Raw genomic sequence first — 26,709 nt, forward strand, 5'->3', positions numbered from 1 at the left:
GAGTGCCTTGTTGTTAAGTTAGAAATTCACGACAACCTGTGCAGAAATAATATCTGTCTTGGCATTGAATTTGCCTAGCAATCCTCCTTTAAACCAGTCTTCCGGATCATTGACAAGGTTTGTGCTTTTGTCAATTTCAGGATCCCGTGCAAACAAGTGAGCGTAGCCGATATCAATACGGGTGCAGGAATTGATCTTGTAGCCGACTCCTGTTGCAATCCAGAAACGATCTTCATCCGGAACTCTAGGAGTCCTGCGCTGGCTGTTGGGAACAGGTGTTTCATCATAGGAGACGCCAAACCTTGCAATGAAGCAATCACTTGGACGGTAGTGAACGCCTAATGAGTAGCGGAAAGAATTCTTCCACTGAAATGTTGTCACATTTTCAGGTTGATTGGGATTGTCAAAGACAAAACGCAGCTCTTGCAATGAACTCCATTTGGTCCAGGTGACATCTCCCATAATGGCAAAGCATCGGCTGAGTTCATGATAACCGCTCAAAGATAGCTGCATGGGCAAGGTAATATCGGCTTTTGCTCCGGTATCCTGAAAGGCAGCTGCTAAAGGGTTGTTAGGATTTTCCATTCCAGGCGGCAAGACTTTGAATTTTTCTTCTCCCTTTACTTTGTGTTTCACTTCTGAACGGTAGCTAAAACCAATGCGGGTGCCGCAGCAAGGTTCATGAACCTATCCAACTAAATCTAACATCCAAGTATAAATCAAACCTAGAGTCACGAATCCATCCCAAATAACCTTTTTTCTTTCCCAACGATTCATTAAACGCCTACACCTCCTCTTTAGCCATGCGAAAGCACGCTCTACTTGCCACCTCCTTTTTTCTAAGTGGAAGGCATTCATTATTTCCACGCTTTTTGGAATATCTCGCCCTTGTATTTTTCGATAAGGAATAAATGGAAAGATACCACTTGATAAGAGTTTTTGACGCAGCCAGCTACAATCGTACCCCTTGTCGGCCTCGAGAACAATCATTCTTTCTGACAAATTTGACTTAGGCAAAATTGTTACTTTTTGAAGTAGTTTTTCAACTTCGGTCCTTTCGTTTCCTCCAGCACCTGTTGTGGTTGCTGCTAAAGGTTTGCCTCTTCCATCTACGATTAGATGGATTAATGAGCCCTTGCCTTTGTATCCATGAGATACCCCCTCGCCTCCTCCTGCTGAGGGGGGAAAAAGACCCGTCAACCGCTAGCTGGCTAAGGTCGATCAATCCTTGTTGGACTCCCTTCTGTAAGAGTCCGCTTAGAACCCTATCAAGGGTGCCATTTTCCGATAATTGTTTAGCCCATTTATGAGCTGTTGATCTAGGGACATACCACTTTGGATTTGATGGTAAATCAATCCAGCGACAACCTCTAGTTAAAATATAAATAATCGAATTCCAAACCTTTCTCATGTTGCTTCTAGGTGTTCCACGTTCCAAAGGAAATTTTGTATCCATAAGTCTAGAAATTATTTCCCATTGTTCATCCGAAAGGTAATTGAAGCCTCTTTTCATCGTTTCTCCACAAAAAGAGAAACTTATAACATACTCAATATTTTAGTTGGATAGGTTCATAGAGAATGCCGGCATTGCCGCCGTAGCCCCAGCTGTTGCCTTTTAACTCAACCGTCCCATCTGATTGCTGGGGAACTAGCCCCAAAGCGCCTGCGGCGGCTTCTCCAAGAATATTTACCCCAATTAAACCGAAGTCGACGGCATTTGTTAATTTGGCGTGCAGATACATTGCGCTAAATCCAGCTCCAATGCTCCAGCGATCGTTGATTTTCCAGGCGATGCTTGGATTGATATTGACTGTTAGCACAGCAGAGCGGATCGCGTGGTATCTGCCTTTCCAATCATTTCCATAATCGGTAACCAGACCGTAAGGAGCAGTAATCCCTAATCCAACCCATAAACGGTTGTTAAGCTGTGCGCTAAAGTAGCTTTGACCAACAAGAGCCGGTTCATCGCTTTTACTGTCGTTGCCGATTAATGGTTGAAAAGTTGCAGGAATGCCCCCAGGCGCAGGACTATTACTGAAGGTTTCAACAGCGATTGATCCTTCATCATTATAGTCTAGAGAAGGAAACACGCCATGTCCGCCTCCAACAAATTGCCTTCCGCAAATCTTTGTCATCCCTGCCGGGTTGAACCAAATGGTGGAAGCGTCTTCTGCGTATGCGGATCCGCTTGCATAGGCAGTTCCCATAGCGCTGACGCTCTGTTCAATCAAGAAAAAACCAGAAGAAAATGCCTTTTCACAATTGAGCAGGAGGATGGCGCTAGATAATAGCGATAAGAATTTTTTGTTCATGATTCCTCCATAAATAGGAAAATTTAATTGCTCTTTGTAATATAAAGGGAGATTTTAGAGCAAACCTAAATTGCTGAATGGATCGAACCGACAGATTCGTTTCGGCTGTTCAGAATTTTATGCCAGTGAGGATGTGCTTGCTTCAATGTATGTAATCCGTGCTTTGTCAATAGGTTGAGTTTTTCAAACAGGCTGAGTGCCGCCATTGGAATTGGACGATGGGATCCATCTTCACATTTGATTGAGATCCCCATTTTTTTAGAAGGGATGCTGATGCACAAGATCCCTTCCGCTCCACGTTTCGCAATCACTTCGCCTCGAAACGCACGCATGATTTCTGTATCAAATCTCTGTGATCCTCCGACATACCAGGGATGTTTGCTCATCGCTTTAGCCACTTGCCCAAGATTGCTTTTTCCAAATTCTTCACCCATCCGCGCATATCCTAATGCGATTTGCTCTAAAGGGATAGCAACTGTCGGCAATCCGCAGCCATCAATGCCGATCGAGGTTGGTGTATAGTCGCAATAATGGGAAATCTGTTCCATGACCATCTCTTGTACAGGATGGTGGAGGTAGCTCACTTGATTGTGATCTTCGCCTATCTGTTTGGCTGCAGCGATCAGCCCAATGTGTTTTCCCGAACATTCATGGTAAGTCTTATCAGGAATCTTAGAAGACCCTTCCTGCGAATGCTTGGATCGTCCGCAGTATAGAGAGTTTGCAGGAATTTTGACCCGTTGGAGAAGCTGCTCTAGACATTCGATATGCTTAGGTTCCGATGTGTGGGATGAAGAAACAAAGGCAAGTTCCTTTGTCGACATTTTATACGCTTCCAACGCACCGGTGGCGATGACGGTGGAAGCTTGGAACGGCTTCAGTGCTGAACGGAAGAAGGTCAAAGACGAGGGATTTCCTAAAGAGTAGAGGAGCTTTCCCTTGCTATTGACCACAGCTATATGGCCGTAGTGTTTTGATTCTACGATATCGCCGCGCGTGACGAGACCGATCACATGGTTATCATAAGACATCAAGCGATATCTTGCGATAATTAAAGAAATTATTTCAATAAAGAATTGATTTTTTCTTTAAGCATCTGATTGACAACTTCAGGGGAAGCTTTTCCTCTTGTTGCTTTCATGATCTGGCCAATCAGAAAGCTGAAAGCTTTGTCTTTGCCGTTTTTGAAATCTTGAACGGATTGAGAGTGGTCGATAAGCACCTTGTCCACGATCACTTCTAAAGCTCCTATATCATCCATCGGCTGATAATCAGGGTTTTCAGCAATGATCGCTTCGGGATCTTTTCCTGGAGAAGCAACCATATCATCGGCAACTGATTTTGCTATCCGTCCAGTGATTTTGCCGCTGTCGATCAGCTGGACAAGTTTGCCAACGTGTTCGGCAGGAATGCCGGATGTGGTCAAGTTCGTTCCGGTATCTCGGAAACGCCCGGCGAATTCGACAATCAGCCAGTTGCAAAGCTGCTTGGGACGATTGCAAATGTTAAGCGCTTGTTCAAAGTAGTCTGCCAGAGGCTTGTCGCTGGTCAATACAAAAGCTGCTTCAGGGGGAAGTTCCAGCTCTCGGATGTAGCGCCTTTCTCGTTGCAGGGGAAGTTCGGGAAGGGTGGATCGGATCTCTTCAATATAAGCATCTGTCAATACAATTGGAACAAGGTCGGGTTCTGGGAAATACCGGTAATCATCCGCGTGCTCTTTCCTGCGCATTAATACCGTTTCTTTTCTATCAGGATCAAAGCGGTAGGTGGCTTGGCTCATCAGTTCATTCGGGTCGACATCCGGGTGATCTTCATAGAGTTTGATTTGCCTTTTGATTTCCGACTCCAATGCGATTTGCATGTTGGAAAACGAGTTCATGTTTTTGATCTCGGTCTTGTTGCGAAAGCCTTGCTCACCCTTGATCCGTACGGAAATGTTCGCGTCAAAGCGCAAAGACCCTTCCTCCATGTTGCAGTCGGATGCATCAATGTACTGCAAGATCGCTTTGACAGCCATCGCATAGGCGACAGCTTCTTTTGGACTGTGGATGCAGGGCTTGGAGACGATTTCAACTAAAGGAACGCCTGCCCGGTTGTAGTCGACACCGGCAAAACCGGAGAAATGCTTGAGCATTCCTGCGTCATCTTCCAGATGAACGCGGTCGATTTCAAAGATTTTTTCCTCTCCTTCGACTTCAGCGATGACGTGGCCGCCAAGGATGATTGGCTGATCGAATTGCGTGATTTGGAAATTCCTGGGACTATCGGGATAGAAGTAGGATTTGCGGTCGAATTTACTGAATTTCGCAACCTTAGCTTGCAAAGCGCAGCCTAATTGAACGGCTTTTTTGACAGCTTCCTTGTTGAGAACAGGGAGAGCGCCCGGCATGCCGGTGCATACCTCTGTGATATTTGTATTGGGCTCATCGCCAAAACGGTTCGGGGCTTCACTGAAAAGTTTTGATTGAGTATTAAGCTCGGAGTGGATTTCAAGCCCGATCACTGTTTCCCATTCGTTTCTATAAGCCATGATCAAATTAATCCTTGAATTGTGCAGGAAGTTTGTTAAAGGAGGTTTTCGATTCGAGCGCATGAGCGTAAGACAAGACGCGCACATCCTCTTTTTGAGGGCCGATCAGTTGAAGTCCCAAAGGCAGCATAGAATCGGAAAAACCATTGGGAATACTAACGGCGGGCAGGCCGGCAAGATTGATGGAGATGGTGTAAATATCTTCCAGGTACATTTCCAATGGGTCTTTTTTAGAGCCGATTTTAAACGCCCCTGAAGTCGCTACCGGCATGGCAATAAGATCGCAATCCTTAAAGGCTTTTTGATACTGCTCGATCATCAATGTCCGCACTTTTTGCGCTTTTTTATAATAGGCGTCCTGGAATCCTGTGGAAAGAACGAATGTTCCAAGCATAATCCTTCGCTTCACCTCTTTTCCAAAACCAAGCTCCTTTGAACGATCGTAAACTTGGTCGAGCGTTTCCGCATCCGGAGCCCTCACGCCATAACGCACTCCGTCGAAGCGGGCCAGGTTAGTCGATGCTTCAGCCGTTGCCAGGATGTAGTAGACAGGGATCGAATATTTCAATGTACTTAAGTCCACTTCCACAACTGAAGCTCCATTAGCTTTCAATGTTTCCAGGCTGTGATCAAACGCGTTTTTCGATTCCCCTTGTAGATCCTTCAAAAATTGGAAGGGGACGCCAACCTTTAGTCCATCCAGTGTCTGAGTGAATTTTTCGAGGTAAGCTTCACTCCCTTGAGGAATGCTTGTCGAATCTTTCCTGCAGTGGGCGCCGATCACCTCCATGATAAGAGCTGCATCAGCGGTATTCGTTGCAAAAGGGCCGATTTGATCGAGGGAAGATCCGAAGGCAACCAATCCAAATCGAGAAACTCTCCCGTAAGTAGGTTTGTAGCCGACGACGCCGCATAGAGAGGCTGGCTGCCGGATCGATCCGCCCGTGTCGCTTCCCAAAGCTAGGGGAACAAGGCGTGCGGAAACGGCTGCCGCCGATCCTCCGGATGACCCTCCGGGAGTACATGCAAGATTCCAGGGATTGCAGGTCAATTTCACCGACGAATTTTCTGTCGACGACCCCATTGCAAATTCGTCGAGGTTCGTTTTTCCAATAATGACAGCATCTTCTTCTTCTAGGAGCTTGACAACTGTTGATTCAAAAGGAGCTTTGAAATTTGTCAGGAACTGGGATGCACAGGTGGAAAGTTCACCTTTCACGTGGATATTGTCTTTAATCGCGATGGGAATGCCTGCAAGTTTTCCTAAGGGTTGCCCATTAGCCCGTTTTTCATCGAGTCTTTTAGCGCATGTTCGGGCCCTTTCGTGAAAAACTGCAAGGAAAGCACCAATCTGCTCGTCATAAGTCTCTATTCGCCTTAAAAAATGTTCGATGATCTCTTGTGCGGACAATTCCTTATTTAGAAATTTATCTCTCAATTCGATCGCTGTCAATTGATGCATGTTTATTTCCCTTTGATTACAGGAGGAACGCGAATCATGCCGCCGATTTGAGCAGGTGCGTTGTTTAAGAATGCTTCGCGAGGCATCGTTTCGCCAACCTCGTCTTCGCGCATGACGTTGCGCATATCGGCCAGAACGTGGTTGCACGGCTCAACCCCTTCAGTATCGACCTCATTCAGAAGATCGATATAAGCAAGAATTTTTTCGAGATCTTCAAGAAGCGATTGCTGCTCCTCCTCGGATAGATCGATGCGTGAAAGATCGGATAGATACTCGATCATTTGTTTGTCTAAGTGGGCCATAAATGCCTCTTTGGTAAAAAACTTTCTGCAATAGCATCAATTTTACTAGAAAACCCGCTTTTTTTTCTATAAAATATGCCGACAAAAAATCTTTGCCAAGGAGATCGTAGATGATGAATATCGCTTCTGACTTTTCCGCATTCCATGACGCTTTGATAAACAGCCCTGCAAAAATATCGACAGATAATCAAGGATGCTGGAAAGAGGTTCCTTTTCTTAAACGTCAGCTCTATTCACTGGAATGTTTTGAAAAAAGGCGTTTGTCTTCTCTTGCGGCAAACATGGTCAAAGAATTTGACAGGATGGAGAAAGTCCCTGTGAAATTCAATGGAATCAGTGAACAAAGTGAGCAATTTAAGAAATATTTTGAAGCTGCAAGTTATATTAAAAACCAAATGAAAATATTTTCCTCTTCAAAAAAAATATTTGCACAATGCCAGCTTTTGAAGCAGAGGGCAGCGGCTTTAAAGTATCGGATAGAGCAGATCAACGGCGGGCTTGACAAAGGAGAGGTCTCCTCTGAAGCCACAGATGAGCTGAAACAACTAGCGGTTGAGTGGAAGGGGAGCTGCCTGTTGTACCAGGATGAATCTCTTTCTAAAAGCGAGGTGGATAAACTGCGCGAGGCGTCTCGATACCCTAAATTTGCCAAGCTTTTAAAGGTTGACCCTGAGATTCGCAATCAATTTTTCCGCTGGGCGATTAGGGATAACAACCCTGTTGATACATTTGTGGAGTTTCCGTCGACTTGCTGTCGCTTAAAATCCGCGCTGCTTTCCGGAAGGATCGGAAGATTTGCAAACAATTTTCGGTTTCTAGCCAAGAAAAATGGAGAAAAGGAGTTCAGGCTCCCTTTTCAAGTGGAGCTGGAAGATGGAAGATTGAAAACAAAACAGATCAGTATTTTATCTGAAAACCGCTTAGTAAAATTAAGAGGCGGCTATCAACTGACAATTCGAGAGATTTTCAATACCTTCAAACGGAAAAATCTGAGTCCCGGTCAGCTTGAATGTTTTGGTTCCTGTGGAATCTCAAACTGGCACGCACATGAACTTGGCTGGTTGAATCCCAAAACTGATACTTGCGAAAGAATCGATCTTGATCAGGAAAACTCCGAATGGTGGAAGCAGATGCCTGTTTTTGAGCATCTTTCAGATGGAGAAGTCTGCCGCAGGTTTGGCATTGACAGCTTGCAACCGGGACAGTGGGTGGCTGTTGCGAAATCGACAAGAGAATCTTTGTCGCTTGATATTGATCGCAGCCACGGCTATTTCGAGATTGTGGTTCCAAATAAGGATGAAGGAGGGTACGATCTTTATCCATTGGGAAAATTCGCTCGAGAGTTTCCAAAAAACATCATTGAAAAATTTCTTTTCGTAACAAATACAGTGGAAAGCCGTATAGAATATCCTGATGAAAATCCATTTTATTCCCACCGTCAACACGCTTCAGCTCCATTTGTGCTTAGCGAAGCTGATGGGATTGCCCTTATGGAAATGATTCGGAAAGATTTAAAAGCAGCCAGAGAAGGGAATGTGGTTTTTCAATTCGCATGGGAAAATTGCGCTTGGTGGCCTCAGGAAAGATTGGAAAATCTTTTGGGTAAAAAGGAAAAAGAGGCGGAGGCAAAAGCGCCGAATTTATTCGTAAGCCCTCTCCTTGAATCCAGGCCCGAGGTGCAGCCTTTGAAAGGGATCCTTAAAATCTGCCGCGCTCTCCCGGAAAAACTGCAGATGATCGCCGTTAAAATCAGCGCTTTTATTCTAGGGTCTTGGAGAGGTGTGTGGGTTGTCGAGGAGGGCAAGCGTGTGTTTAAGTCGATGAAAAACAGTCGATTCAAAAAAGAGTGCAAGATGTACCATCCTGCGCTTTTACACGAAAGAATTCAGAATGGATCGGTTAACGGAGTCGTGACGATGGGTCACCACTTTCTTCCACAGTATAGTTGAAAAAAAAGCTTAAGGATGTCAATAATTTTAAATTTAGAGACGTTACAGGAGATTTGATGCCTTACACTTTGCAGATCGGAGAGAATGCTCCGGATTTTATGCTTCCTGCGACAGATGGAGAAACATACCGCTTAAGCGATTTTAATCGATTTGATACACTGGTTGTCTTCTTTACCTGCAATCATTGCCCTTATGTGATCGGATCAGATCATGTCACAAAGCAGACTGCAGAAAAATATCAAGATCAAGGAATTGGGTTTGTCGCGATCAATGCGAACAGCAAAAACACCTATCCCGAAGATTCTTTTGAAAAGATGGTCGAGAGGATGAAAATTCATCAATTTCCCTGGCTCTACCTGTATGACGCTTCTCAAGATTCCGCAAGGGCATACGGAGCTTTGAAAACTCCCCATTTCTATGTTTTTAATAAAAACAGAAAACTTATCTATACTGGAAGAGGAGTTGACAGCCCCAGAGACACATCAAAAATGACCGTAAACGACCTTGACCGCGTATTATTTGAGCACACGGCAGGCAAGGAGATCTCAACGCCTGTGACAAACCCTATCGGCTGCAACATTAAGTGGGAAGGTAAAGACCCAAAATGGATGCCTGGGGAAGCTTGTGATTTGATATGAAAATGTTAATTTCCGGATCTTCCGGGCTGATCGGTACAGCACTCATCGCTTCCTTTAAGGAAAGAGGGCACGAGATTGTTCGGCTTGTTCGCGACGTATCCCGAATGGCTGAAGACACTCTCCTTTGGGATCCTGAACATCGAGAATTAAGGCTTGAAGAATTTGAAGGGTTTGATGTGGTGATTAATCTTGCTGGCGAGAATCTTTCTTCCGGCAGGTGGAATGACCAGAAAAAGCAAAAAATTCGGGATAGCCGGGTGATCAATACGCATATGCTTGCAGAGCTCTTGGCGAGGCTGGACAAACCGCCTTCCCTTTTTATTTCCGCTTCTGCCATCGGTTTTTACGGTGAAAGGGGCGATGAAGAGGTAACGGAGGCGTCCGCTCCAGGTGAAGGATTTTTATCGGATCTCTGTCAAAAATGGGAAGAAGCTTCCAATGCAGCTCAAAGTGCTGGAATCCGCGTGATCAATTTACGGATTGGAGTGGTTCTTTCGACAGAAGGAGGGGCATTATCGAGGATGCTGACTCCATTTAAAATGGGATTGGGAGGCGTTGTCGGTTCTGGAAAACAGTACATAAGCTGGATTTCAATTGATGACCTCATCGGCATTATTTTGCACGTCATCAATACAGAATCCCTTAAGGGGCCGGTTAACGCAGTCTCTCCAAATCCTGTGACTAACCGCCAGTTTACCAAAACTTTGGGACGTTTATTGAAAAGGCCGACGTTTTTCCCTTTACCGGCATTCATTGCACGGTTAGTTTTAGGGGAGATGGCGGATGCTCTGCTGCTATGCAGCACTAGAGTTTTTCCAAAAGTCTTGAAGGAATCAGAGTATTCATTTCTTTATCCCCAGCTTGAATCGGCATTGAAACATCTGCTTGGGAGAAAATAATGCTGGCCGATCCAAAATTGCGCTGGCTGATCTTTTCTGCTTTTCTTGTTGCGATTTTTGAGATTTTATCCCTCATAGGAATCCGGCTTGAGCCGAGCGAAGGGGCGTTTGTTTTTGGGGTGATTATCCTGGGAATTGGCTACCAAGTTATCTGGGATGGCTTAAAAGCTCTATTCACATTGAAATTCAGCAGCATCAACCTTCTAATGTTAGTGGCGGTTATCGGAGCTTTCTATATTGGAGAGTATGAGGAAGCTGCTGTTGTCATTGTGTTGTTTTCCCTTGCCGAGCGTCTGGAATATGTTGGAATTTCAAAAAGCAAATCTTCTTTGGACGCTCTTGTCGATGGAATGCCTAAATATGTGAAAATCAGAGGATTGGATGAACCTATTGATGTCTTACAAGTGAGTGTTGGAGATATTATTGTAGTCAATCCTTATTCATTGATTCCATTGGATGGCGAAGTGGTTGGAGGCGTTTCCTTTGTCGATGAGTCGACCATGACAGGGGAACCGATTCCTGTTGATAAAAGAGCGGGAGACAAGGTATTTGCCGGTACGATGAATAAAAAAGGAGGGCTTGAGATCCGGGTTTCGAAGACAACCGGTTACAGAGCTGTGGATAAAATTCGAGAGATGACCTTCAATGCGATCAAACACAAATCTCAGACACAGCAATTTATTGAGCAGTTTTCCTCTTATTATACTCCGGCGATTTTATTGCTGGCGTTGATCATCGCTTTCCTCCCACCTCTTTTTGGATTGCGCGGTTTTGAAGAAAGTTTTAAGCAATCGTTGGCACTTCTTGTGATCTCGTGCCCTTGCGCTCTTGTGATTTCAACACCTATTGCCATCTATTCTGCGATTGGAAACGCCACTTCTGCCGGTGTTTTGATTAAGGGAGGGCGCTATTTGGAGGCAATGGGGCAGTTGAAAGCGATTGCGTTTGATAAGACACGTACTTTGACTTATGGCAAGCCGGTTGTCACGGATGTGATCCCTTTCAATGGTTGTTCGAGAGAGGATTTATTGAGTTGTGCAGCAGGAGTCGAATTATTTTCCGAGCACCCGTTAGCGCAAAGCATTGTAGATGCAGCAAAAAAGGAGGGGTTAACTCCTCACAAAGTGGAAGAGTTTGAGAGTGTTGTCGGAAAAGGCGCTAAGGCTGAGTGCCTGGTCTGTCCGGATCGTCATCACTGTGTTGGCAAGCTGGATTTCATTCTTGAAGAGCATCATGTGCCCGAAGAGGTGAGGTCTGAACTGTCGCGGTTGCAAAACGAGGGGAAAACGGTGATCATTGTTTCTTCGGATAGACAAGTTGAAGGGGTCATCGCTATTGAAGATGAGGTAAGATCCGAAGCCGCTGGCGTGGTTAAAGCTCTTCTGAATTTTGATATTAAAAGCGTGATGTTGACTGGCGACAATGAGCTTGTTGCCAAAGCGGTAAGTAAAGTTGTGAAAATCAAACAGTTGAAATCAGAACTTCTTCCGCAAGACAAGGCTAGGGAGGTAGCAGCTCTTGTAAAAAAGCATCAAATTGTCGGAATGGTTGGTGATGGCGTCAACGACGCGCCGGCTCTTGCTTCTGCAACCGTTGGGATTTCCATGACATCCCTTGGCAGTGACAGTGCGATTGAAGCGGCAAATATCGTTATTCTTAACGATCATTTAAAGATGATCCCATATTTGGTTCGGCTTGGCAGGGAAGCATTAGGTCTTATTCGATTCAATACCACTTTCGCACTTGTTTTGAAATTTTTATTTGTCGCTTTAGCCATTTTTGGAATGAGCAATCTTGCTTTAGCCATTTTTGCTGATGTTGGTGTGACGTTGATTGTTATTTTAAACAGTCTTCGACTGTTAAGTTTTAAATAGGAGTTTTAATGATTGTTCAAAATGAAGCGATTTCTAAGCAGTATGTGTCTTGGGAAGAAATTCGAGAAATTATCTACGACATTTGTCAGAAAGTTGATAAAAGCAAGGTGGATGTAATTTGTGGGATCAGTGTTGGAGGGTTGGTGCCTGCTTCGTTTTTTTCATTGGAATTGCAAGAAAAAAATGTCGTTTCAGTTTCTTGCCAGTCCTATACAGAATATGAGCGAGGCAGAGTCATCATTAAAAATGGTCCCGAAAAATGCTTCCTTGAAGGGAAAAAAATCCTTTTAGTTGATGATATTTTTGATTCTGGAAATACGATTGTGAGAGTTTCCGAGCATTTGTATGAGTATTATGGTGTTGCAAGCGTGGACGCTGCTGCATTATATCTGAACACGGATCATTACAAATATGAATATCCCACTTATTGGGGAAAGGAAACCTCGAAATGGATTGTATTTCCCTGGGAAGTTTCCTACTCAGAGTTTGCGGCTAAATCAGGGATAGTTTGACCCCGTTGGTATGAGAATGTGTCCATTTTATCTAAGTCTACCGTTCTTATCAATGAAAAATTATAAGAAATACTTGACCCCCAGTCACTTGCACAAATTTGTTGGGGTTTTTTTTTCCCTTTATAGAAGTTTGGCCGCACAAAGTTGAAATAGAGCCGGTATGATTCGACTTTTTTGAAAAAATCGCTGCGATCCTTGAACCTCGTGAGATCGAAAAATTCTGTTTCGATCAGTTCATGTGAACTTTCAACATCTGCCTGAGCATTGCAGTGTCCAGGACGAATGTACACATGATTTGCACCATGTATTTTTTCGATCATCCGGACAAAGGGTGCTTTCTCAACCCTTCTCGCCTGACCACTAAACTCAGATCCGTTATCGGTTTGGATGGTAAGTTCTGAGATGTCAAAGGGCAAATCCTGCTTCATTTCATCCAAAACATAATCGATCATCGTGCGGGCATTGAGCTCGGAAAGCTCATCTGAGTATCCAAGGAATAACATCCCTGTTTTTGTTTCTCGCACAGTGTATTGATACTTAGAGCGTGTAGGCAATTTAAATGAGAACATCTTGCGCCATCTTTTTTCCATAGAGAATGCTTTCAGACTCAGCAACTGATACCAGTTTACTTCGTCTTCCAAGCAATTCTCCTAGAGAAAAATCTACCGCAATCTGCATCTCATTTAAATTGCCTACACGCTCTTAGGCAGCCCAAGCGGTTTAAGCTGCTCCCAATAGTTGGGAATGTCTGTTAAGTACTTCACATCCATTTGCATGTGAGTCATGTGTCAACAACGGTTTAAAATTGACCCACTTTTTCTAAAATCAGCGGTTTAAAATTGACCCACCCACATACTTTTTCTTTAGCTGCCCGCAGATCCGAAGCCGCGCCGAGCTAGCCACCCCGCAGCTCGGCGAGGCGCGGCAAGGATCTTAGCCTTCTTCTTTGGGATTAAAAATTCCCATCTTCTTTTTTTCTTTTAAACGATAGCTGTCTCCCTTAATCGGAATGATGTGGCTATGGTGCAACAGCCTGTCCAACAAAGCCGATGTCAATGCCTGGTCTCCGGAAAGAGACTTGTCCCATTGGGAAAAATTCAAGTTCGAGGTCACTATTGTCGACCCTTTTTCGTATCGCTTGGCAATGACTTGGAAAAAATGATCTGCTTGATGCCTTTGCAGGGGCAAATATCCTAGTTCATCAATAATCAATAACTTGGATGATAAAATTCCATTGCGAAACACAACTTCGTATTTGCCCTCCTTATACGCATTCTCAAGCAGTACCACAAGGTCTGCTGCTGTGATAAACCGAGCTTTTAACCCTGACTGGGTGGCTAAATATCCCAACGCTATTGCCAAGTGGGTTTTGCCAACTCCACTTGGACCGAGAAACACAATGTTTTCCGCTCTTTGGATGAATCCCAGGCTTGCCAACCCCATTATTTGCTTTTTATCAACTCCTTGAGCGAAGCTAAAATCAAACTGCTCCAAAGTCTTTATTGAGGGAAAACCGGCAAATCGCGTAAGGGTATTTTGCCTTCTTGTTTGTCTCGCTAAATACTCTGATTGCAACACTTGCTCTAAAAAATCCACATAGCTTTTATCCTCTTTGACAGCCTCTGATGCAAGGGATTGAAATTGGTTCTCAATTCCGATCAAGTTCAGCTTCTGGCACAAATCTTCGATTCTCTCATGTTGGAGATTCATATCATATCCCCCGTCATTTCATAGATCTCTAAAGGGTGTGGTCGGACAATTTCAATTTGTCGTATTTGACATCTTTTATCGGAAAAATAAGCGGGAGCCAATGGCTGCAAATGCTTAGATTCTTCCACAAACCTTCGTTGGGGAGTTGACTTCAACTCTTTGATCCATCGCTTGTTTGCAATTTCCGACAGCCATTTCTTTACTTCATAGTTCAAAGAATAGAGGTCGTGATCTTCCTTTGTCACCAGAGGATAATAGAAACTGCGTTTTAAATATCCGATGAATCTCTCGACTTTTCCTTTGGTTTTAGCTCTGTATGGACGGCATAGACGGGGGATGAATCCCCAGTGTTTAGAAAAGTCCCAAAAAGCCTTCTGAAAACCATGTTGAGATGGCCCATATTTATCCCTTTGAATGACAACGGTTTTCATGTTGTCGTACAACAACTCCTTACAAAAACCGCCAAAATACTCAAATGCATTTTGATGACATCTCATCAGGCTCTCTTCGTTCGTGGATTGAACAAACTCAACGTATGCGCATCTGCTGTATCCCAAGATCATGACGAAAGCGTATAACCCTTTGCTTACCACTGTCCAGTCCACCTGAGCCTGATGCCCAGGAGGAGTTTCAAATCGCACAACTCTTTTTTGGGACTCTACTTGCTTTTTTCCTTTTCTTACCCAGTCTCGCAAAATTGTAATCCCTCCTTGATAGCCGAGTTCTTTGATCTCGCGATACAGAACAGTAGCCGGAATAAAATGGCGCCCGGCATTTTTTATCCGTTTTTCAAGAAACGCTTTAAATGGATCCAATTTCGATGGCCGCTTCTGGTTTGAGTGATATTTTGGCGGCTTCTTTGATCTTAAATATTTCCTTACTGTGTTTCTCGACAAACATAGTTCATTGGCTATCTGTCGAATTCCCTTTCCTTGTTTTCTTAAAATTTGAATTTCCATGAAATACTCCTGAGTGATCATTTCTACCCCCTCGATATAAAGGGGATTGTTTACTCAGGGTGGGTCAAAATTCAACCGCTCAGCTGGGTCATTTTATCACCGTTGCTAACACATGGAAGCTCTCTTAGCCTTGACAGCTCTCATATCCCTTCTTTTCTGGTAAGTCTTCTTTCGTTTTCGAGTAAGGCCATGAGAGCGAATGACTCTCTGAATAGCTCCTAAAGAGTAGGGAATGTCATAAAAATGTTTTATTCTCTTCGGACCGAAACAGGAAATCATTTGCCTGATGCTCACAATCTTTTCCTCCATCTCCTTCGGCATCTTGTTCGGAATTCGACGAGGGCCTTTTCTTCGATCGTAAAGCCCTTTTTTGCCCTGTTGCTCAAATCTCTTTTTCCAGTTTCGTAAAGTATCCTGGTAAGTTTAAACTTTCTAGCTGCGGGCTTTATACCCAATTCCTGTGCAGCAAACACAGCATTTTGCTTCAATTCGAAAGAATATTCTTCCCCTTTATCGATGACATATGTAGAGTAAGAGGTGCGCTCCATAGGTATCCTTTTTGTTGTGTTGTAATGACAATTGGATACTCTATTCGGAGCGTTTTTTCTATTTATTTTTATATATTTAAGAGGTAGACTGAAGTTACCCAAAAAAGTAGCCGTGATCCTTTCTCCCTCAGCTAACAGCATTGAATTAAAGATCTTCTCTATCGAATAGCGATCTCTTTTTCCAAACCTTCTATTGTTCTGATAATCCTTGAAAAACACATGGGACTGAAACATGGGATGACCTCCAGTTTTAGGGGGTCAAACTTTCCCTGTGTTTTACGTTTCAATATATTTTCTTTATCTGCTCTTAATAGTTAAAAGATATAATTATATATAAAATTATAAATTAGATAAAGTTAAGATATGTATGACCAGAATAAATGGGTATGTTAACCCTTTTTCTAAAGAATTTCACAGATCAGCGAAAAAATTTGTATCGCTAAGTCCTGGAAGCATGATCTTAACGATCTTTTTTTCCAGCATCGCTTTTCTTGTGACTCTTCCCCTTCTCGGTATTGGTGGATATGCCACCTTTCGATCTCTTGTCGATCGTTTATCTCCGATTAATCGCGAGAATTCTGAAACGACGAAAAAAACTGACGATACAGCAAAGGAGATCCTTCAAACAACTGACAGTAGAAAAAAAGAAACAGCTCGTTCGCAGCAGATAAAACAAGAGGAAAAACAGCTAGATGATTTGAGTTCAAAACTTGAAGAGATATGCAAGAGGTCTATGGAAATCACAGAGATGCTCGACAAAGCTTTGCATTCCGATGCGTCGATTAGCGATCAAGAAAAATGCTTGGAAGATCTTGCGGAGCTTTACAATACCTATTCCATTTTTAAGACTTCAATGTCCAGAGTAGGAGGGGTGATTGCTCGAGATGAGGACAGAAAAGAAAAATTTTCTGGGCGTTTTTCAGAGTTAGAGACTCAATACAAGGATTTAGGTGAATCGATGCAAACGATTTTCGCATCACATCAGGCGAAAATCGCACGGATATTTATTTTGGTCAATGATGAATTTCAAAGTAATATCAAGTTATTGCCAGTCGCCAAGGATTCTGTACTTAAAAGCTATGAAAAGGTTGCAGATTTCTTGTATCAGATCTTTACCCGCATCAAAAAGACTCCTGAAGAGCAAAAAGAGATTAAAGAGCTGCAAGATCTGACTCCGAGTACGTGGAACCTTTCTTCTGTTGTAAGTTGGATAACCGGAATGAACTCCGAAACTAAAGTTCATGAAGCTGTATTCAATCGTATTAAAAATTTTCGAGTCAAATTAAAAGAGGAAGTCAATAAAAGAGAAATTAAGAAAAAGCGAACTTTCAGTTCATATTCCAGCTATTACTCAACTTATAGTCCCACTGTTGATCCTGGAGGACTCCCGAATTTAGGAAATACATGCTTTATGAACAGTTCGTTGCAAGTGATTCTGAATACGCCGAGCTTAAGTGCTCTGATTGATCGAGATCCTCCTGAGCCGCAGACCGAACATGAGTGGAAATGCGTTGAACATTTAAAAGCCTTGAAAGTATTGAAAGCAGTTTATGAAGGCCGAAATAAAGACATGACTTTGAGAGAAGCTTTAAGAGCGCTTCGAAATGTTGTTATTAGCAAAGAGACCAGGCTTGTACAGCTTCCTCCTTCCTATTCCCAGCAGGATGCCGGAGAATTTTTGACTGCAGTGCTGCAAGGGATTGGATATTCGTTTACTCTTCGGAAAACAATTACTGGCGAAGATAAGGAGCATTCTACGATTAAAGACGTGTCCGAAGTCTACATTTCTCTTCCAATGATCAAAAAAGATAAAGGCAAAGCAACATTTCAGGAATTAATAGACGCGTTTAAAGAGGAACAGGTCGATGATCCAAAGAATATTTGGAATGTTACAAACGAAGAGGAAAAAGTCATTTGTCAATATCAGAAGTATACGAATACTTATACAATTGCCGAAGAAATTCCCGATACTTTAGTTGTTCAGCTTAAACGATTTGTTCATAAGGGCGGGGAGCTTTTTGCTAAAATCGATGATTCAGTCGAAATTGGTGAAGAGGTCGATATGAAGGCATTAATCGATAAGTCCTTATTAAACGGGGATGATGTTCCCTCGACGCGATACCGTGTGACGGGCGTTGTCCTTCATGGCGGTTCCCTTGATGGCGGACACTACACTGCAGATGTAAAAATCAAAGGTAAATGGGAGTCCAGGAGCGATTCCTCTGTCAACTCAAATCCAGAGGAAGGGGAAATCGAGGAAAACCGAGAAAAAGGATATATCTACGTTTTGGAAAGGATTAAATAGCTTTTCCGGCCATCCTCAGAAGCTCAGACTCTTTCCCTTCTTGTCTTAGAACATTGATGACGCTCACGGTTCTTTCATCTTTTTCTTTCTTTGAGATCTGAATGTGATGCACAGCGCTATCTGCCACTTGGGGGAAATGGGTGATGCACAGCAATTGATGGTTTTTCCCGATCTGCTGAAGTTTCCTGCCTACGATGGCAGCTGTCTGTCCACCGATATTTGCATCGATTTCGTCAAAGATCAGGCTGGGTATCGATTCCTTGCCGGCTAGCAAAGTTTGAATGGACAGCTGGATTCGGGAAATCTCTCCTCCGCTTGCACACTCGCGAATGGGAACGGTTTTTTCCCCTTTGTTTGGAGCAAAGTAAAATTCTACTTTGTCTTGTCCTGTTTTACCTCGATTCATCATTTCCACTTTCACGGAAAAAATGGAGTGGGGCATGTTTAAGTCCCGAAGCTCCTTGGTCATGGCTTCCGAAAACAGCAATGAGGCGCGGTTTCTTTCTTTTGTCAGTTTTTCTGCAAGCTCTTGAGAGCCTTTTTCTTGTTCCTGCAGCGCGTGTGTCAGCTCTTCAATTTCAGTTTCTGCGTTTTCCAAAGAGGCAAGAAGCTCCTCTCTTGAATGCTTGTAGCGAATCGCCTCTTCGATCGTTGGACCATATTTTTTTTTCATTTTATTGATCAGCGTCAGCCGTTGGTTGATTGTTTCCGTCTTATAAGGATTGTGTTCAATGCTGTTGCTGTAATCATGGTAAGATCGGGTAAGCTCTTCAATTTCTAATACTGACGAGGCAAGTTGTTCATGTGTTTCTGCAAGCAGAGAATCGAGTGAAAGAAGTCTTTCAGCTGATTGTTTAACTGAGCGGAGTGCTGGCAGTATTTGATCGTCCAGTGTTGAGGTGATCAATTCAGATAGCTGCAATAAGGTTTCTGTGTTTGTCAGTTTGGTATATTCAGCAAACAGCTCCTCCTCTTCTTCTTCTTGTAAATCCGCAGCAGTAAGCTCTTCAAGCTCCCTAAGGCAGACTTCCTGTTCCCGAATTCTCTTTTGTTCGCTATTTTTCAAGCGTTCCAGTTTTTTGCGCGTATCCATTTCCTTGTCAAAGGCTGCTTGATACTCTGCGCGTAAGCCCTTCAAATTTCCATAGGAGTCTAGAAGTTCAAGGTGATGATCGAGATCGAAAAGCTGCTGGCTGCCGCGCTGGCTAACAATCTTGAATAAGTTGCCGCCTATCGCTTGCAGCGTACTTAAATGCGTAAGTTGGCTATTGATGAAAAGACGGCTTTTGCCCGTTCTGGAGATTTCTCGCCGTATAAGCAATTCATCGCCTGTTTCGTGGTCGATTCCCGACTCATTCAGCATCTGCTGAACTTTGGGAAGTTCATCGATATCAAAGACAGCTTCCACGATCCCTTTATCAAAGCCGTGACGAATCAGCTGAAGATCCGCTCGGAAGCCATGGATTTGCTGCAAAGCTGCCATTAAAGCTGATTTTCCCGCACCGGTTTCTCCTGAAATGACATTGAATCCCTTTTTAAAGGGAATGACAGTCTCTTCGATCAGGACAATATTTTTTAGATACAGCTGCTTGAGCATCTCTTTTAGCCGAAATTATTGAACCGCTGCCGCTTCGGTAAATAGCTTGTTAAGTTCTCCGGGCCCTGTTTCCCTGATCAATCCCTCTGAATTCCATTCAGGAACTACCATGAGAAGCTGCGTGTTCACCAGTCCATAAGGGGTTACAGAGATTTCTGGACCTTCGAATTGATGGATCAGCACCTTGTCATAGGAAAATGGGCCGTTTTTGACTTTAAGATCACTTTCATAGTCTGTTTGCACCGACAAGTTGATGATCTCGACGAAGCGATTCTGTTGATCGAATGTCAAAGGATGAGCGACTCCTTTGCTGATGACTTCCACTGCCTTGACGTTGTTTGCTTCTAAAAAAGGTTGAGTTACAGATCCTGTTTGAATATTGAAGAAATTCAATACCATCAGAATACCTGTTAAAATCACAACTAAACCCACTAACAGAGATAAAGTACGGTTACTCATATAGACTCCTCAATCACGTCTTGATATGTTTTAAAGTGGCTTTTTGCCACTCCGGACAGCTTTTCTTTTCCGAAGCGCCGCAAAAAATCGACCCCTGCTTTCACTACCTGGCGAGACGCCCCCTTAGGCAGCGTCATTTCCCATTGCTTGCTCAACTTGTCTAATTCCGTCACAAACGCTTCACGCGCAAGGATCGATGCTGCGGCAACCACTAAATCTTCCTCTCCTCGGTGCCGTTGCGTTAGGTTGACTTCAAGCTTTTTCTTCTTCAAAGCTCCGATGACGACCTGCTCAGCAGCGAACTGATCGATGATCACGTTTTTGCAGCCGGTTTTGGAGACAAGATTCTCAATGGCTGTGGCATGCCCCCAAGCAAGCAAATGGTTCAAATTTTTGAATTTACCGTAGAGCTCATTGTATTTCAATGGATTCATGCGAACAACGGTCACTTCGCATCTTTTTCTGATCTCTTTAGCAAGTTTAAAAACATTTTTCTCTGTCATGTTTTTGGAATCTCTGACTCCGGCAGATTTGAGTTCGGAAATTGCATCTCCCTCAGCATAAACGCCTGCAATGCAGAGGGGACCGAAAAAATCTCCTTTGCCGGCTTCATCGATTCCAATTCTGCCCGATGTGTCCAATTGCAAGTCGGCATAGCTATAATCAAAAGTTCCGAGAATTTCAGGCTCGAGATAAAATTCCATAAACTGGGGCGTTTCTTTTCCCTGTACCATCAGTTTTCCGGATTCATAAAGAGTGCAGTTCAATCCCTTTTTTTTAGCGCTGAAGATCGTGTATTGCGGCTTGGAGATTTCAAACCCTTGAGATTTAAGATCATTTAAAAGTTTTGATGCAAGCTCAAGATTGAGCTTGGTTACAAACATTGTTGAGGAGTGTTTCGAATTCATGATCAGTCATTGTCCGTTTATGGAGGGAGAGGATAGCCAATGTTTGTTTTTGGAACAAGATCTCTTGCAAGACTTAAGGAAAATTCGGTATAAATAGTGGTTAATTAAGTGAAAAGAGATTTATATCGAATAGGTTTATATGACGACAGAAAAAGTCAAGAGTTTAGGGGAACTGCTCAAACAAAAACGCAAAGAGCGCAATCTTTCTTTGAAAGAAGTGGAGAATGCCACTTCCATTCGAATGAACTACTTGCAGGCGATTGAAGAAGGGGATTTCAAGCAGCTCATCTCTCCGGTTTATGCACAAGGGTTTATTCGTCAGTATGCCGCTTATTTGGGAGAAGACGGCGAGGCGATCATTCGCAAGCATCCCGAAGCATTTTCCCGTGTTGAAAGCCAGGAATTTTCCTATGGGATCGGGACCTTGGAAGCTAGAGGCAATCCTGGAGCGCATGTTAAAAGCTTACCCAACATTATTTGGGCGATCCTTTTCGTCTTCGTTGCTGCAGTTGCTTGGTATTTGGCAAAATTCCTCGAGGTCATTTAGATGACGGTAAAATCCGGCAAAGATTGGTACCGCCTCTTTTTTTACGGAGCATGCATGGGGGCTGCCGATCTTGTTCCCGGTGTATCCGGAGGAACGATGGCACTGATCTGCGGGATTTATGAAGAATTGATCGTTTCTATTAAAAGTTTCGGCACGGTTGATGCGTTGTCGCTGTTTTGGCTAGACTTTAAGCGATTCAATCAAAAAGTTGGCTGGAAATTTCTTTTGACGGTTCTTTTGGGCATTTTGTTTTCTCTCGTTATTTTTTCTCGGGCTATCCATTTTATGCTAGGAGATCCTGTCTGGCGCACTTACCTTTACGCTCTATTTCTAGGGATGATTCTTTCTTCCATTGTCATTTGCATCTGGCGTGTTCCGGGTTGGAGTAAGAGGCTTTGGTGGGGACTTGCAGTGGGAGCTGCTTCAACTCTGTTTTTTACAGGATTTCGATCCGAACCTCTTTTAGATCAGCAGACATATCAAGTCAAACTGCCTTTTAAACTAGGCTATCAAGGAGACAAACAGCTTGTCAATTATGATAAAGAAACAGGGCTGTTAAAGGGGCTTGATGCCCAAATTCTTGAAGCGATGTGGGCGAAAGGGTATTTGAACTCCGATTCAATGGTTGCTGAACAAAGCTCTCAACGTCTATTGCGTTTAGGCGACTTGATGCAAAAAGGGGAAGAGAGTTGGTTTGATCCTTGGCTGTTTTTTTGTGGAGCCATTGCTGTTTCTGCCATGTTGCTGCCCGGAATATCGGGGAGCTTCCTCCTGATGATATTGGGAGCTTATCCCGTTGTCATTGCTGCTTTGGCAGAGCTTGTCAAGGGATGGACCGCTTTCACATGGGATGGAGAAGCATTTACTGTACTGATCAACCTCTCTTTGGGAATTGGAGCAGGGGCGGTGATTTTTTCTCGTGCCATCGATTGGTTTCTTAAAAAAGATCACGATTTAACGATTGCTGTCTTAATTGGATTTATGGTGGGGTCGCTGCGCGTTGTGTGGCCTTACAGAACTTATGCTTGGGGGTTGGATCCATTAAAATTGAAAAATGGCCCTCAGCTTATTCCAGAAGGATTCTATCAACCTTCCATCTGGGATGCGATGTACTGGAAGTCGGCGATATTCATGGTTGCTGGGCTTGGAATCGTTTTCTTAATCTATACGATGTCTGAAAACGTGAAAAAGCGTTAATCCATGTGCAGGCGCAGTTGGTCCAAGCTGCGTTCGATCGCCATTAAGCACCAATTTTTTAAGCGTATTCAGCTGAATTCTCTTTTTGCCGATATAGACTAGCGTTCCAACGATGTTCCGCGCCATTTTGTAGAGGAAATGGTTTCCCTCCATGATCACTTCAAGGGTGTCATTTTCAAGTTCTGCAAGGGAAAGTTTGCTGAGGGTTCGTATTGTCGAGTCATAGGTATCGTTTTTTTTCACATTGCAAAAGGCTTTAAAATCATGAGTTCCTTCTAAAGATTTTGCTGCAAGCCTCATCGCTTCGATATCAAGTTTTCCAGGGATGTGCCATTCCCTATGACGCACGTGTGGAAATTGCACAGGGCCAAAAGAGAGGCGGTAGCGGTACTGTTTGCCGGTATTATTCAAAGTCGCGTGGAAAGAGGCCTCAACTTCTTCGATTGCAGTGACTTTAATTTCACCAGGCAGCAGAGCATTGATTGACTTAAGCAGGGTAAATAAGTGCGGCTTTTTAGTTGTGTGAAAATTTGCAAGTTGCCCGAGTGCGTGTACCCCTGCGTCCGTGCGGCTTGCTCCGTTTAGCTTGATTTCCTCTTTTAAGATGATTCTTAAGGCTTTTTTTAATTCCCCTTCGATGCTAGGCCCTTCTTTTGTTTCTTGCCATCCCAAGAAAGGAGTGCCATCATAAGCGATGGTCAGAAGAAAGTTAAAATGTTGCGACATATTGCCTGATACCGTCAAGAAAACGTTGAATAGCGATGAGGACCAGCACCATGCCCATCAGTTTTTCGCAAGCCATCAGGCCATTTTCCCCTAAAGCTTTGTAGAGAGGCTTGGAAGCAAGCATCACGATCAGAGCTGCCATCCAGGCGCATAGGATAGAGGCCAGCATCACAAACAGACTTTGTTCCATGTGGGCGTAAAGCATGATGGTGGCAAGCAGGGAAGGGCCGGCAATTAGGGGAATCGCCAATGGGATAATAAATGGCTCCTCTTTCGGCAAGTTTTCTCGCAATCCGGTTGAATTCGGGAACAGGATTTGTACCGAAATAATGAATAAAATCACTCCGGAAGAGAGCTTGACAGCGGGGTCGGAAATTTGCAATAAACTGTAGATCCCTTCACCGATATAGTTGAAAACGATCATGGCTAAAAGGGCTATCAACATTTCCCTTAGCAGAATCAGCTTTTGTTTCTTTGGGTCGATCCCTTCTACCATTCTCAAAAAACTGGCGATATTGCCGATGGGATCCATAATGAGAAAAAGGACCAAGGAGATTGAAAAAATTGTCATATTCTGTTCCTTATAACGATTTGATGAACAGGGCCAGCCCCTGAACAACCATTTCAACTGCCATCATCGAAAGAATCATGCCCATTAACTGTTCTAATGCTCCCAGCCCTCGGCGGTGCAGGATTTTTTGCAGATACGGCGCAAACATTAGTAATCCCCCCACGGCAATCCAGGCAATGAGGATTGCAATGGTGATTGTCAGCGGATTTTCCTTCTGAGTGAACAACATGATGATGGTCAGCAGAGCCGGGCCTGAAATCAATGGGGTTGCAATGGGCACAATTAAAGGCTCTTTTTTCTTTATCTGGATGGTGCTTCCAGCGTTTGGAGAAAAAATCATATTCAAGGCAACTAGAAAAAGGAGAATTCCCCCGCATAAAGAGACAGTGTAGTTTTGAATGTTAAGCTGGCTCAAAAATAGTTCGCCTAGATATTGGAAAAAAATGGCAAGAAGCAAAGCAAAAACAGATTCTCTGAACATGATTTTCTTTTGGCGTTCAAAATCGAAATCTTTGATTAACGCAATGATTGCCGGGGAATTTCCGATAGGATTGGCTACGAGGAATAAAGTCAAAGCAATATTGAAAATAGACATAGATGCCTCTCTTGGATTAAAAACCAGCTGGCCAGGAGGATGGAGAGAAAAGGTTGAAGCGAACTTCTTGTTCCCGGGTATCCTGTTTGATTTTTTGTATTTGGATTTGCACAATCAATCCTTTATAGGTTCCTATTCCAATTCCCAGAACGATTCCCAGGGCAGGGAGCACTATGCTGACAAGGATGGTTGCTGTGTACGCCATATAGTAAAGATTTCTGTATTTGGAATCATTTTCATCCATTTTTTCGTTGAATTGGACAAACAAATCAAGATCACTTTTTTCAAGGACTTTAACAATCATTCTCGTTAGGGTTACAGCGCACGTAAGAGCAAGCAAGGGAGTGGCAAGGTTGAAGGAAAAAATGGAGAAAGCAATGCCGGCAACACCTGTAGCGACAATGCTTAAAGGTGTTTCATAAATAAAAGAAGTCACCTTATTTAAAGAAGTTTTTAAAAAAATAAAGGTAATGTTGCTCATTTGGAAAAGATTTTATCTATGCAATGCAAATTTGTAAAGGTTATACCGATCATTTCAGAATAGGCACAACGGTAGAATAGACTTTTATCCAACTTTTCTTGGATTCAACACAAAGTTCCACCTTGATATCATGCGATGAAGGGTCGTAAGTGAGTTGCGCCCAATTGCGTTTTGATAGAAGAATTTTTTCCTTATCTTGGTCGATCCGCTTTATAGAAACGAGCTTTGCTTGAGCCTTTTCATTAAAAAATTCTGTTTGGTTGTTGAGGTAGGAAAGAAAAAATGCGCTAAATTTTCCGGTGGGGGCATTTCCCATAGGAGATGAGATAATTTGAGCCATGTACAAAGGATCTTTTTCTTTAGAGAGAGCTTTTGGGTCAAAAATTTCTCCCATTCCTCCCAAATGAATATCTCCAGAAAGAAAAGTCACTCGAATATTCATCTGAGTTGCTATTTGCTGCAATCTCTCAATAACGACTCTCCTTTCTTCCCGATGGTATTGATTTCTCCAGTAGTCGGTTAGATCATCTTGAATTTCAAGAGTTTCCCAAGGAGAAAAAATCTTCTTTTTCAATGAGGAGCATTTAAAAAAGTCTAAGATGTTTTTTGCAATTGAAGCGATTTTTGAGACCTTGTTGATAAAAGATGCAAGCGGCTCGAAATCAGGGTAGATGATCGGAATCGGAAGGATGACCAACAAGTGTCGGCATTCTGTAGAAATGTTTTTGCAAGCCTGAAAAATTTCTTCCCAAGCTTCATCTGGTAAAATTTCTTTTTGAGTTCTTTTTGAGCGTGTGTCGACTGACAAGATGGCGATATCTTCGACTATATGAAGAGAGGAAAAACTCCTTGTGCCAATAAAAGTCTTATCCGTAAAAGAGGTGCCTGGAAAGACATGTTGTTGAAAAATGAGGTAATATTTTTCAGCAGCTGCATAGATTCCTTGAAAGACTGGGCAAGACTGCAACTTTTCAGAATAAGATCCCCAACCGTCAAAAATGTCATGGTCATCCCAGTTCATCACTGATGGAGTAGAACTTAAAGTTTCGGCAAAACTGGTGTCTGTCGCAAATTTGGCAAGGTATTTTTGTAAATAAAAGTGATCGACTTCCTCTGCCATTTGTTCTGTGAAGAGATGCTCGATCCGCTCTTCCAAAGGTAAACCTAGCCATTCCTTGATCGAAGGCAGATTAAAAATGGAGTCGAAATACTCTTGATCTCCGCCAAATACGAGTAGGTCTGCTTTGTCAGCTTGCGACCTATAACGGTCCCACATCGGCATAATGCCGCCCATTTTTTCTTCATCTTCTTCCAGATGAAAACCATTACAAGTGAAAAAAGCCATTTTAAGAGGGTCTTTTTCTCCAGGAACTGAAAAAGAAAATACGCGATCATAAATTTTGTAAGAAATTGAGCGCTTATTTTTTTGTAAGTCAATCATCAATTGAAATTTTTCAATAGCCAAATGGTGAATTTTAAAAAAATCGTATTGAATTTTACTCGTTTCTTGACAAATCAATTTATTTTTATCTTTAACATTGGAGACAATAAGAACGCTCACTTTCCACGCCCGATGATTTCGATCTTGTCCTAAAAATCGTATGAGCGGGGTACATTTAAGCATTGGG

The 26,709-nt window shown here is 43.1% G+C and carries 28 protein-coding genes and 1 pseudogene; 8 read left to right on the plus strand and 21 right to left on the minus strand.

Translation table 11 applies throughout. The annotated features are described in order from the left end of the window. Window positions 1–18: 18 nt before the first annotated feature. The 8 genes from WCW_RS03535 to gatC form a co-directional block, all read right to left on the minus strand. A complete protein-coding gene (locus WCW_RS03535; RefSeq protein ID WP_079891160.1) occupies window positions 19–660 on the minus strand; it encodes an OmpP1/FadL family transporter in 642 nt (213 codons plus the stop codon). 27 nt (window positions 661–687) lie between these two features. Further along, window positions 688–1,125 carry a transposase gene (locus WCW_RS03540; RefSeq protein WP_211259916.1) on the minus strand — a complete coding sequence of 146 codons (438 nt, stop codon included), beginning with the start codon at window positions 1,123–1,125 and terminating at the stop codon, window positions 688–690. Beyond that, the gene (locus WCW_RS09940) at window positions 1,043–1,513 is read right to left on the minus strand and encodes a transposase (protein ID WP_013181820.1); all 471 of its coding nucleotides are present in this window, start codon (window positions 1,511–1,513) and stop codon (window positions 1,043–1,045) included. The genes WCW_RS03540 and WCW_RS09940 overlap by 83 nt, the downstream gene beginning before the upstream one ends. Before the next feature lie 34 nt (window positions 1,514–1,547). Beyond that, window positions 1,548–2,312, minus strand: coding sequence for an OmpP1/FadL family transporter (locus tag WCW_RS03545; protein WP_013181821.1), 765 nt, complete (start codon window positions 2,310–2,312; stop codon window positions 1,548–1,550). Window positions 2,313–2,377: 65 nt separating this feature from the next. Beyond that, window positions 2,378–3,343 carry an asparaginase gene (locus tag WCW_RS03550; protein WP_013181822.1) on the minus strand — a complete coding sequence of 322 codons (966 nt, stop codon included), beginning with the start codon at window positions 3,341–3,343 and terminating at the stop codon, window positions 2,378–2,380. Window positions 3,344–3,372: 29 nt separating this feature from the next. Further along, entirely contained in the window at window positions 3,373–4,842 is a 1,470-nt protein-coding gene (gatB, locus tag WCW_RS03555; protein WP_013181823.1) for an Asp-tRNA(Asn)/Glu-tRNA(Gln) amidotransferase subunit GatB, read from the minus strand. Window positions 4,843–4,849: 7 nt separating this feature from the next. Beyond that, window positions 4,850–6,304, minus strand: a complete 1,455-nt coding sequence (gatA, locus tag WCW_RS03560; RefSeq protein WP_013181824.1) for an Asp-tRNA(Asn)/Glu-tRNA(Gln) amidotransferase subunit GatA — start codon at window positions 6,302–6,304, stop codon at window positions 4,850–4,852. 2 nt (window positions 6,305–6,306) lie between these two features. Then, window positions 6,307–6,606, minus strand: a complete 300-nt coding sequence (gene gatC, locus WCW_RS03565; RefSeq protein ID WP_013181825.1) for an Asp-tRNA(Asn)/Glu-tRNA(Gln) amidotransferase subunit GatC — start codon at window positions 6,604–6,606, stop codon at window positions 6,307–6,309. 110 nt (window positions 6,607–6,716) lie between these two features. On the opposite strand from gatC, the gene WCW_RS03570 reads away from it, so the two are divergent. From WCW_RS03570 to WCW_RS09685, 5 genes are read left to right on the plus strand one after another with little or no spacing between them, the layout of a single operon-like run. Further along, on the plus strand, window positions 6,717–8,555 hold the full coding sequence (locus WCW_RS03570; RefSeq protein ID WP_013181826.1) for a hypothetical protein: 1,839 nt from the start codon (window positions 6,717–6,719) through the stop codon (window positions 8,553–8,555). Window positions 8,556–8,611: 56 nt separating this feature from the next. After that, on the plus strand, window positions 8,612–9,193 hold the full coding sequence (locus WCW_RS03575; RefSeq protein WP_013181827.1) for a thioredoxin family protein: 582 nt from the start codon (window positions 8,612–8,614) through the stop codon (window positions 9,191–9,193). Continuing rightward, window positions 9,190–10,092 (plus strand): TIGR01777 family oxidoreductase, encoded by a 903-nt coding sequence (locus tag WCW_RS03580; protein WP_013181828.1) that lies wholly within the window; start codon window positions 9,190–9,192, stop codon window positions 10,090–10,092. Before WCW_RS03575 ends, WCW_RS03580 begins: the two co-directional genes overlap by 4 nt. After that, entirely contained in the window at window positions 10,092–11,966 is a 1,875-nt protein-coding gene (locus WCW_RS03585) for a heavy metal translocating P-type ATPase (protein ID WP_013181829.1), read from the plus strand. Before WCW_RS03580 ends, WCW_RS03585 begins: the two co-directional genes overlap by 1 nt. 8 nt (window positions 11,967–11,974) lie before the next feature. Then, complete coding sequence (locus WCW_RS09685; RefSeq protein WP_013181830.1) at window positions 11,975–12,478, plus strand: phosphoribosyltransferase; 504 nt, start codon at window positions 11,975–11,977, stop codon at window positions 12,476–12,478. Here WCW_RS09685 and WCW_RS03595 read toward each other — a convergent pair. The 5 genes and pseudogenes from WCW_RS03595 to WCW_RS10470 form a co-directional block, all read right to left on the minus strand. Continuing rightward, complete coding sequence (locus WCW_RS03595; protein ID WP_041941500.1) at window positions 12,442–13,119, minus strand: integrase core domain-containing protein; 678 nt, start codon at window positions 13,117–13,119, stop codon at window positions 12,442–12,444. The genes WCW_RS09685 and WCW_RS03595 overlap by 37 nt on opposite strands. Window positions 13,120–13,411: 292 nt before the next feature. Then, entirely contained in the window at window positions 13,412–14,188 is a 777-nt protein-coding gene (gene istB / locus WCW_RS03600) for an IS21-like element helper ATPase IstB (protein WP_013181833.1), read from the minus strand. After that, complete coding sequence (gene istA / locus WCW_RS03605) at window positions 14,185–15,147, minus strand: IS21 family transposase (RefSeq protein ID WP_169302731.1); 963 nt, start codon at window positions 15,145–15,147, stop codon at window positions 14,185–14,187. The genes istB and istA overlap by 4 nt, the downstream gene beginning before the upstream one ends. A 105-nt stretch (window positions 15,148–15,252) precedes the next feature. Further along, window positions 15,253–15,528: pseudogene (locus tag WCW_RS10525) on the minus strand (hypothetical protein); the annotation flags it as partial. After that, the gene (locus tag WCW_RS10470) at window positions 15,438–15,929 is read right to left on the minus strand and encodes a hypothetical protein (protein ID WP_041941501.1); all 492 of its coding nucleotides are present in this window, start codon (window positions 15,927–15,929) and stop codon (window positions 15,438–15,440) included. The gene WCW_RS10470 and the pseudogene WCW_RS10525, both read right to left, overlap by 91 nt. 133 nt (window positions 15,930–16,062) lie before the next feature. Between WCW_RS10470 and WCW_RS03615 the strand changes: the two genes are divergently transcribed. After that, window positions 16,063–18,000, plus strand: coding sequence for a ubiquitin carboxyl-terminal hydrolase family protein (locus WCW_RS03615; protein ID WP_013181836.1), 1,938 nt, complete (start codon window positions 16,063–16,065; stop codon window positions 17,998–18,000). On the opposite strand, the gene recN is transcribed toward WCW_RS03615, so the two are convergent. Genes recN through rnhC form a run of 3 tightly spaced genes read right to left on the minus strand, consistent with a single transcriptional unit; the run spans window position 17,993 to window position 20,964 of the window. Further along, entirely contained in the window at window positions 17,993–19,597 is a 1,605-nt protein-coding gene (gene recN / locus WCW_RS03620; RefSeq protein ID WP_013181837.1) for a DNA repair protein RecN, read from the minus strand. The genes WCW_RS03615 and recN overlap by 8 nt on opposite strands. A 15-nt stretch (window positions 19,598–19,612) precedes the next feature. Continuing rightward, entirely contained in the window at window positions 19,613–20,056 is a 444-nt protein-coding gene (locus WCW_RS03625) for a hypothetical protein (protein ID WP_013181838.1), read from the minus strand. Continuing rightward, window positions 20,053–20,964 (minus strand): ribonuclease HIII, encoded by a 912-nt coding sequence (gene rnhC / locus WCW_RS03630; RefSeq protein WP_013181839.1) that lies wholly within the window; start codon window positions 20,962–20,964, stop codon window positions 20,053–20,055. Before rnhC ends, WCW_RS03625 begins: the two co-directional genes overlap by 4 nt. 139 nt (window positions 20,965–21,103) lie before the next feature. Here rnhC and WCW_RS03635 point away from each other — a divergent pair, with 139 nt between their 5' ends. After that, window positions 21,104–21,511: a helix-turn-helix domain-containing protein gene (locus WCW_RS03635; protein ID WP_013181840.1), complete on the plus strand. Its 408-nt coding sequence runs from the start codon at window positions 21,104–21,106 to the stop codon at window positions 21,509–21,511. Then, window positions 21,512–22,708 (plus strand): DUF368 domain-containing protein, encoded by a 1,197-nt coding sequence (locus WCW_RS09690; protein ID WP_013181841.1) that lies wholly within the window; start codon window positions 21,512–21,514, stop codon window positions 22,706–22,708. Here WCW_RS09690 and truA read toward each other — a convergent pair. Genes truA through WCW_RS03665 form a run of 5 tightly spaced genes read right to left on the minus strand, consistent with a single transcriptional unit; the run spans window position 22,670 to window position 26,642 of the window. After that, entirely contained in the window at window positions 22,670–23,434 is a 765-nt protein-coding gene (truA, locus tag WCW_RS03645) for a tRNA pseudouridine(38-40) synthase TruA (protein ID WP_013181842.1), read from the minus strand. The two genes, WCW_RS09690 and truA, sit on opposite strands and share 39 nt — an antisense overlap. Beyond that, a complete protein-coding gene (locus WCW_RS03650; RefSeq protein ID WP_013181843.1) occupies window positions 23,418–24,005 on the minus strand; it encodes a MarC family protein in 588 nt (195 codons plus the stop codon). Before WCW_RS03650 ends, truA begins: the two co-directional genes overlap by 17 nt. Window positions 24,006–24,015: 10 nt before the next feature. Next, window positions 24,016–24,600 carry a MarC family protein gene (locus WCW_RS03655; protein ID WP_013181844.1) on the minus strand — a complete coding sequence of 195 codons (585 nt, stop codon included), beginning with the start codon at window positions 24,598–24,600 and terminating at the stop codon, window positions 24,016–24,018. Between the two features lie 16 nt (window positions 24,601–24,616). After that, window positions 24,617–25,081: a hypothetical protein gene (locus WCW_RS03660; protein WP_013181845.1), complete on the minus strand. Its 465-nt coding sequence runs from the start codon at window positions 25,079–25,081 to the stop codon at window positions 24,617–24,619. Between the two features lie 49 nt (window positions 25,082–25,130). Then, window positions 25,131–26,642 carry an alkaline phosphatase D family protein gene (locus tag WCW_RS03665; protein WP_162268182.1) on the minus strand — a complete coding sequence of 504 codons (1,512 nt, stop codon included), beginning with the start codon at window positions 26,640–26,642 and terminating at the stop codon, window positions 25,131–25,133. Window positions 26,643–26,709 lie beyond the last annotated feature (67 nt).

This window comes from Waddlia chondrophila WSU 86-1044 (genome assembly GCF_000092785.1).
In the GTDB taxonomy this organism is placed as follows: domain Bacteria; phylum Chlamydiota; class Chlamydiia; order Chlamydiales; family Waddliaceae; genus Waddlia; species Waddlia chondrophila.

Bases quoted from the DNA above. Each gene is read 5' to 3' on its own strand.
- gatA (WP_013181824.1), bottom strand. From the start codon at position 6,304: ATGCATCAATTGACAGCGATCGAATTGAGAGATAAATTTCTAAATAAG.
- WCW_RS03635 (WP_013181840.1), top strand. From the start codon at position 21,104: ATGACGACAGAAAAAGTCAAGAGTTTAGGGGAACTGCTCAAACAAAAA.
- WCW_RS09940 (WP_013181820.1), bottom strand. From the start codon at position 1,513: ATGAAAAGAGGCTTCAATTACCTTTCGGATGAACAATGGGAAATAATT.
- WCW_RS03660 (WP_013181845.1), bottom strand. From the start codon at position 25,081: ATGAGCAACATTACCTTTATTTTTTTAAAAACTTCTTTAAATAAGGTG.
- WCW_RS10470 (WP_041941501.1), bottom strand. From the start codon at position 15,929: ATGTTTCAGTCCCATGTGTTTTTCAAGGATTATCAGAACAATAGAAGG.
- WCW_RS03615 (WP_013181836.1), top strand. From the start codon at position 16,063: ATGACCAGAATAAATGGGTATGTTAACCCTTTTTCTAAAGAATTTCAC.
- WCW_RS09685 (WP_013181830.1), top strand. From the start codon at position 11,975: ATGATTGTTCAAAATGAAGCGATTTCTAAGCAGTATGTGTCTTGGGAA.
- WCW_RS03545 (WP_013181821.1), bottom strand. From the start codon at position 2,312: ATGAACAAAAAATTCTTATCGCTATTATCTAGCGCCATCCTCCTGCTC.
- WCW_RS03650 (WP_013181843.1), bottom strand. From the start codon at position 24,005: ATGACAATTTTTTCAATCTCCTTGGTCCTTTTTCTCATTATGGATCCC.
- WCW_RS03625 (WP_013181838.1), bottom strand. From the start codon at position 20,056: ATGAGTAACCGTACTTTATCTCTGTTAGTGGGTTTAGTTGTGATTTTA.
- recN (WP_013181837.1), bottom strand. From the start codon at position 19,597: ATGCTCAAGCAGCTGTATCTAAAAAATATTGTCCTGATCGAAGAGACT.
- gatB (WP_013181823.1), bottom strand. From the start codon at position 4,842: ATGGCTTATAGAAACGAATGGGAAACAGTGATCGGGCTTGAAATCCAC.
- gatC (WP_013181825.1), bottom strand. From the start codon at position 6,606: ATGGCCCACTTAGACAAACAAATGATCGAGTATCTATCCGATCTTTCA.
- WCW_RS03550 (WP_013181822.1), bottom strand. From the start codon at position 3,343: ATGTCTTATGATAACCATGTGATCGGTCTCGTCACGCGCGGCGATATC.
- rnhC (WP_013181839.1), bottom strand. From the start codon at position 20,964: ATGAATTCGAAACACTCCTCAACAATGTTTGTAACCAAGCTCAATCTT.
- istB (WP_013181833.1), bottom strand. From the start codon at position 14,188: ATGAATCTCCAACATGAGAGAATCGAAGATTTGTGCCAGAAGCTGAAC.
- WCW_RS03585 (WP_013181829.1), top strand. From the start codon at position 10,092: ATGCTGGCCGATCCAAAATTGCGCTGGCTGATCTTTTCTGCTTTTCTT.
- WCW_RS03570 (WP_013181826.1), top strand. From the start codon at position 6,717: ATGATGAATATCGCTTCTGACTTTTCCGCATTCCATGACGCTTTGATA.
- WCW_RS03575 (WP_013181827.1), top strand. From the start codon at position 8,612: ATGCCTTACACTTTGCAGATCGGAGAGAATGCTCCGGATTTTATGCTT.
- istA (WP_169302731.1), bottom strand. From the start codon at position 15,147: ATGGAAATTCAAATTTTAAGAAAACAAGGAAAGGGAATTCGACAGATA.
- WCW_RS03655 (WP_013181844.1), bottom strand. From the start codon at position 24,600: ATGTCTATTTTCAATATTGCTTTGACTTTATTCCTCGTAGCCAATCCT.
- truA (WP_013181842.1), bottom strand. From the start codon at position 23,434: ATGTCGCAACATTTTAACTTTCTTCTGACCATCGCTTATGATGGCACT.
- WCW_RS03580 (WP_013181828.1), top strand. From the start codon at position 9,190: ATGAAAATGTTAATTTCCGGATCTTCCGGGCTGATCGGTACAGCACTC.
- WCW_RS09690 (WP_013181841.1), top strand. From the start codon at position 21,512: ATGACGGTAAAATCCGGCAAAGATTGGTACCGCCTCTTTTTTTACGGA.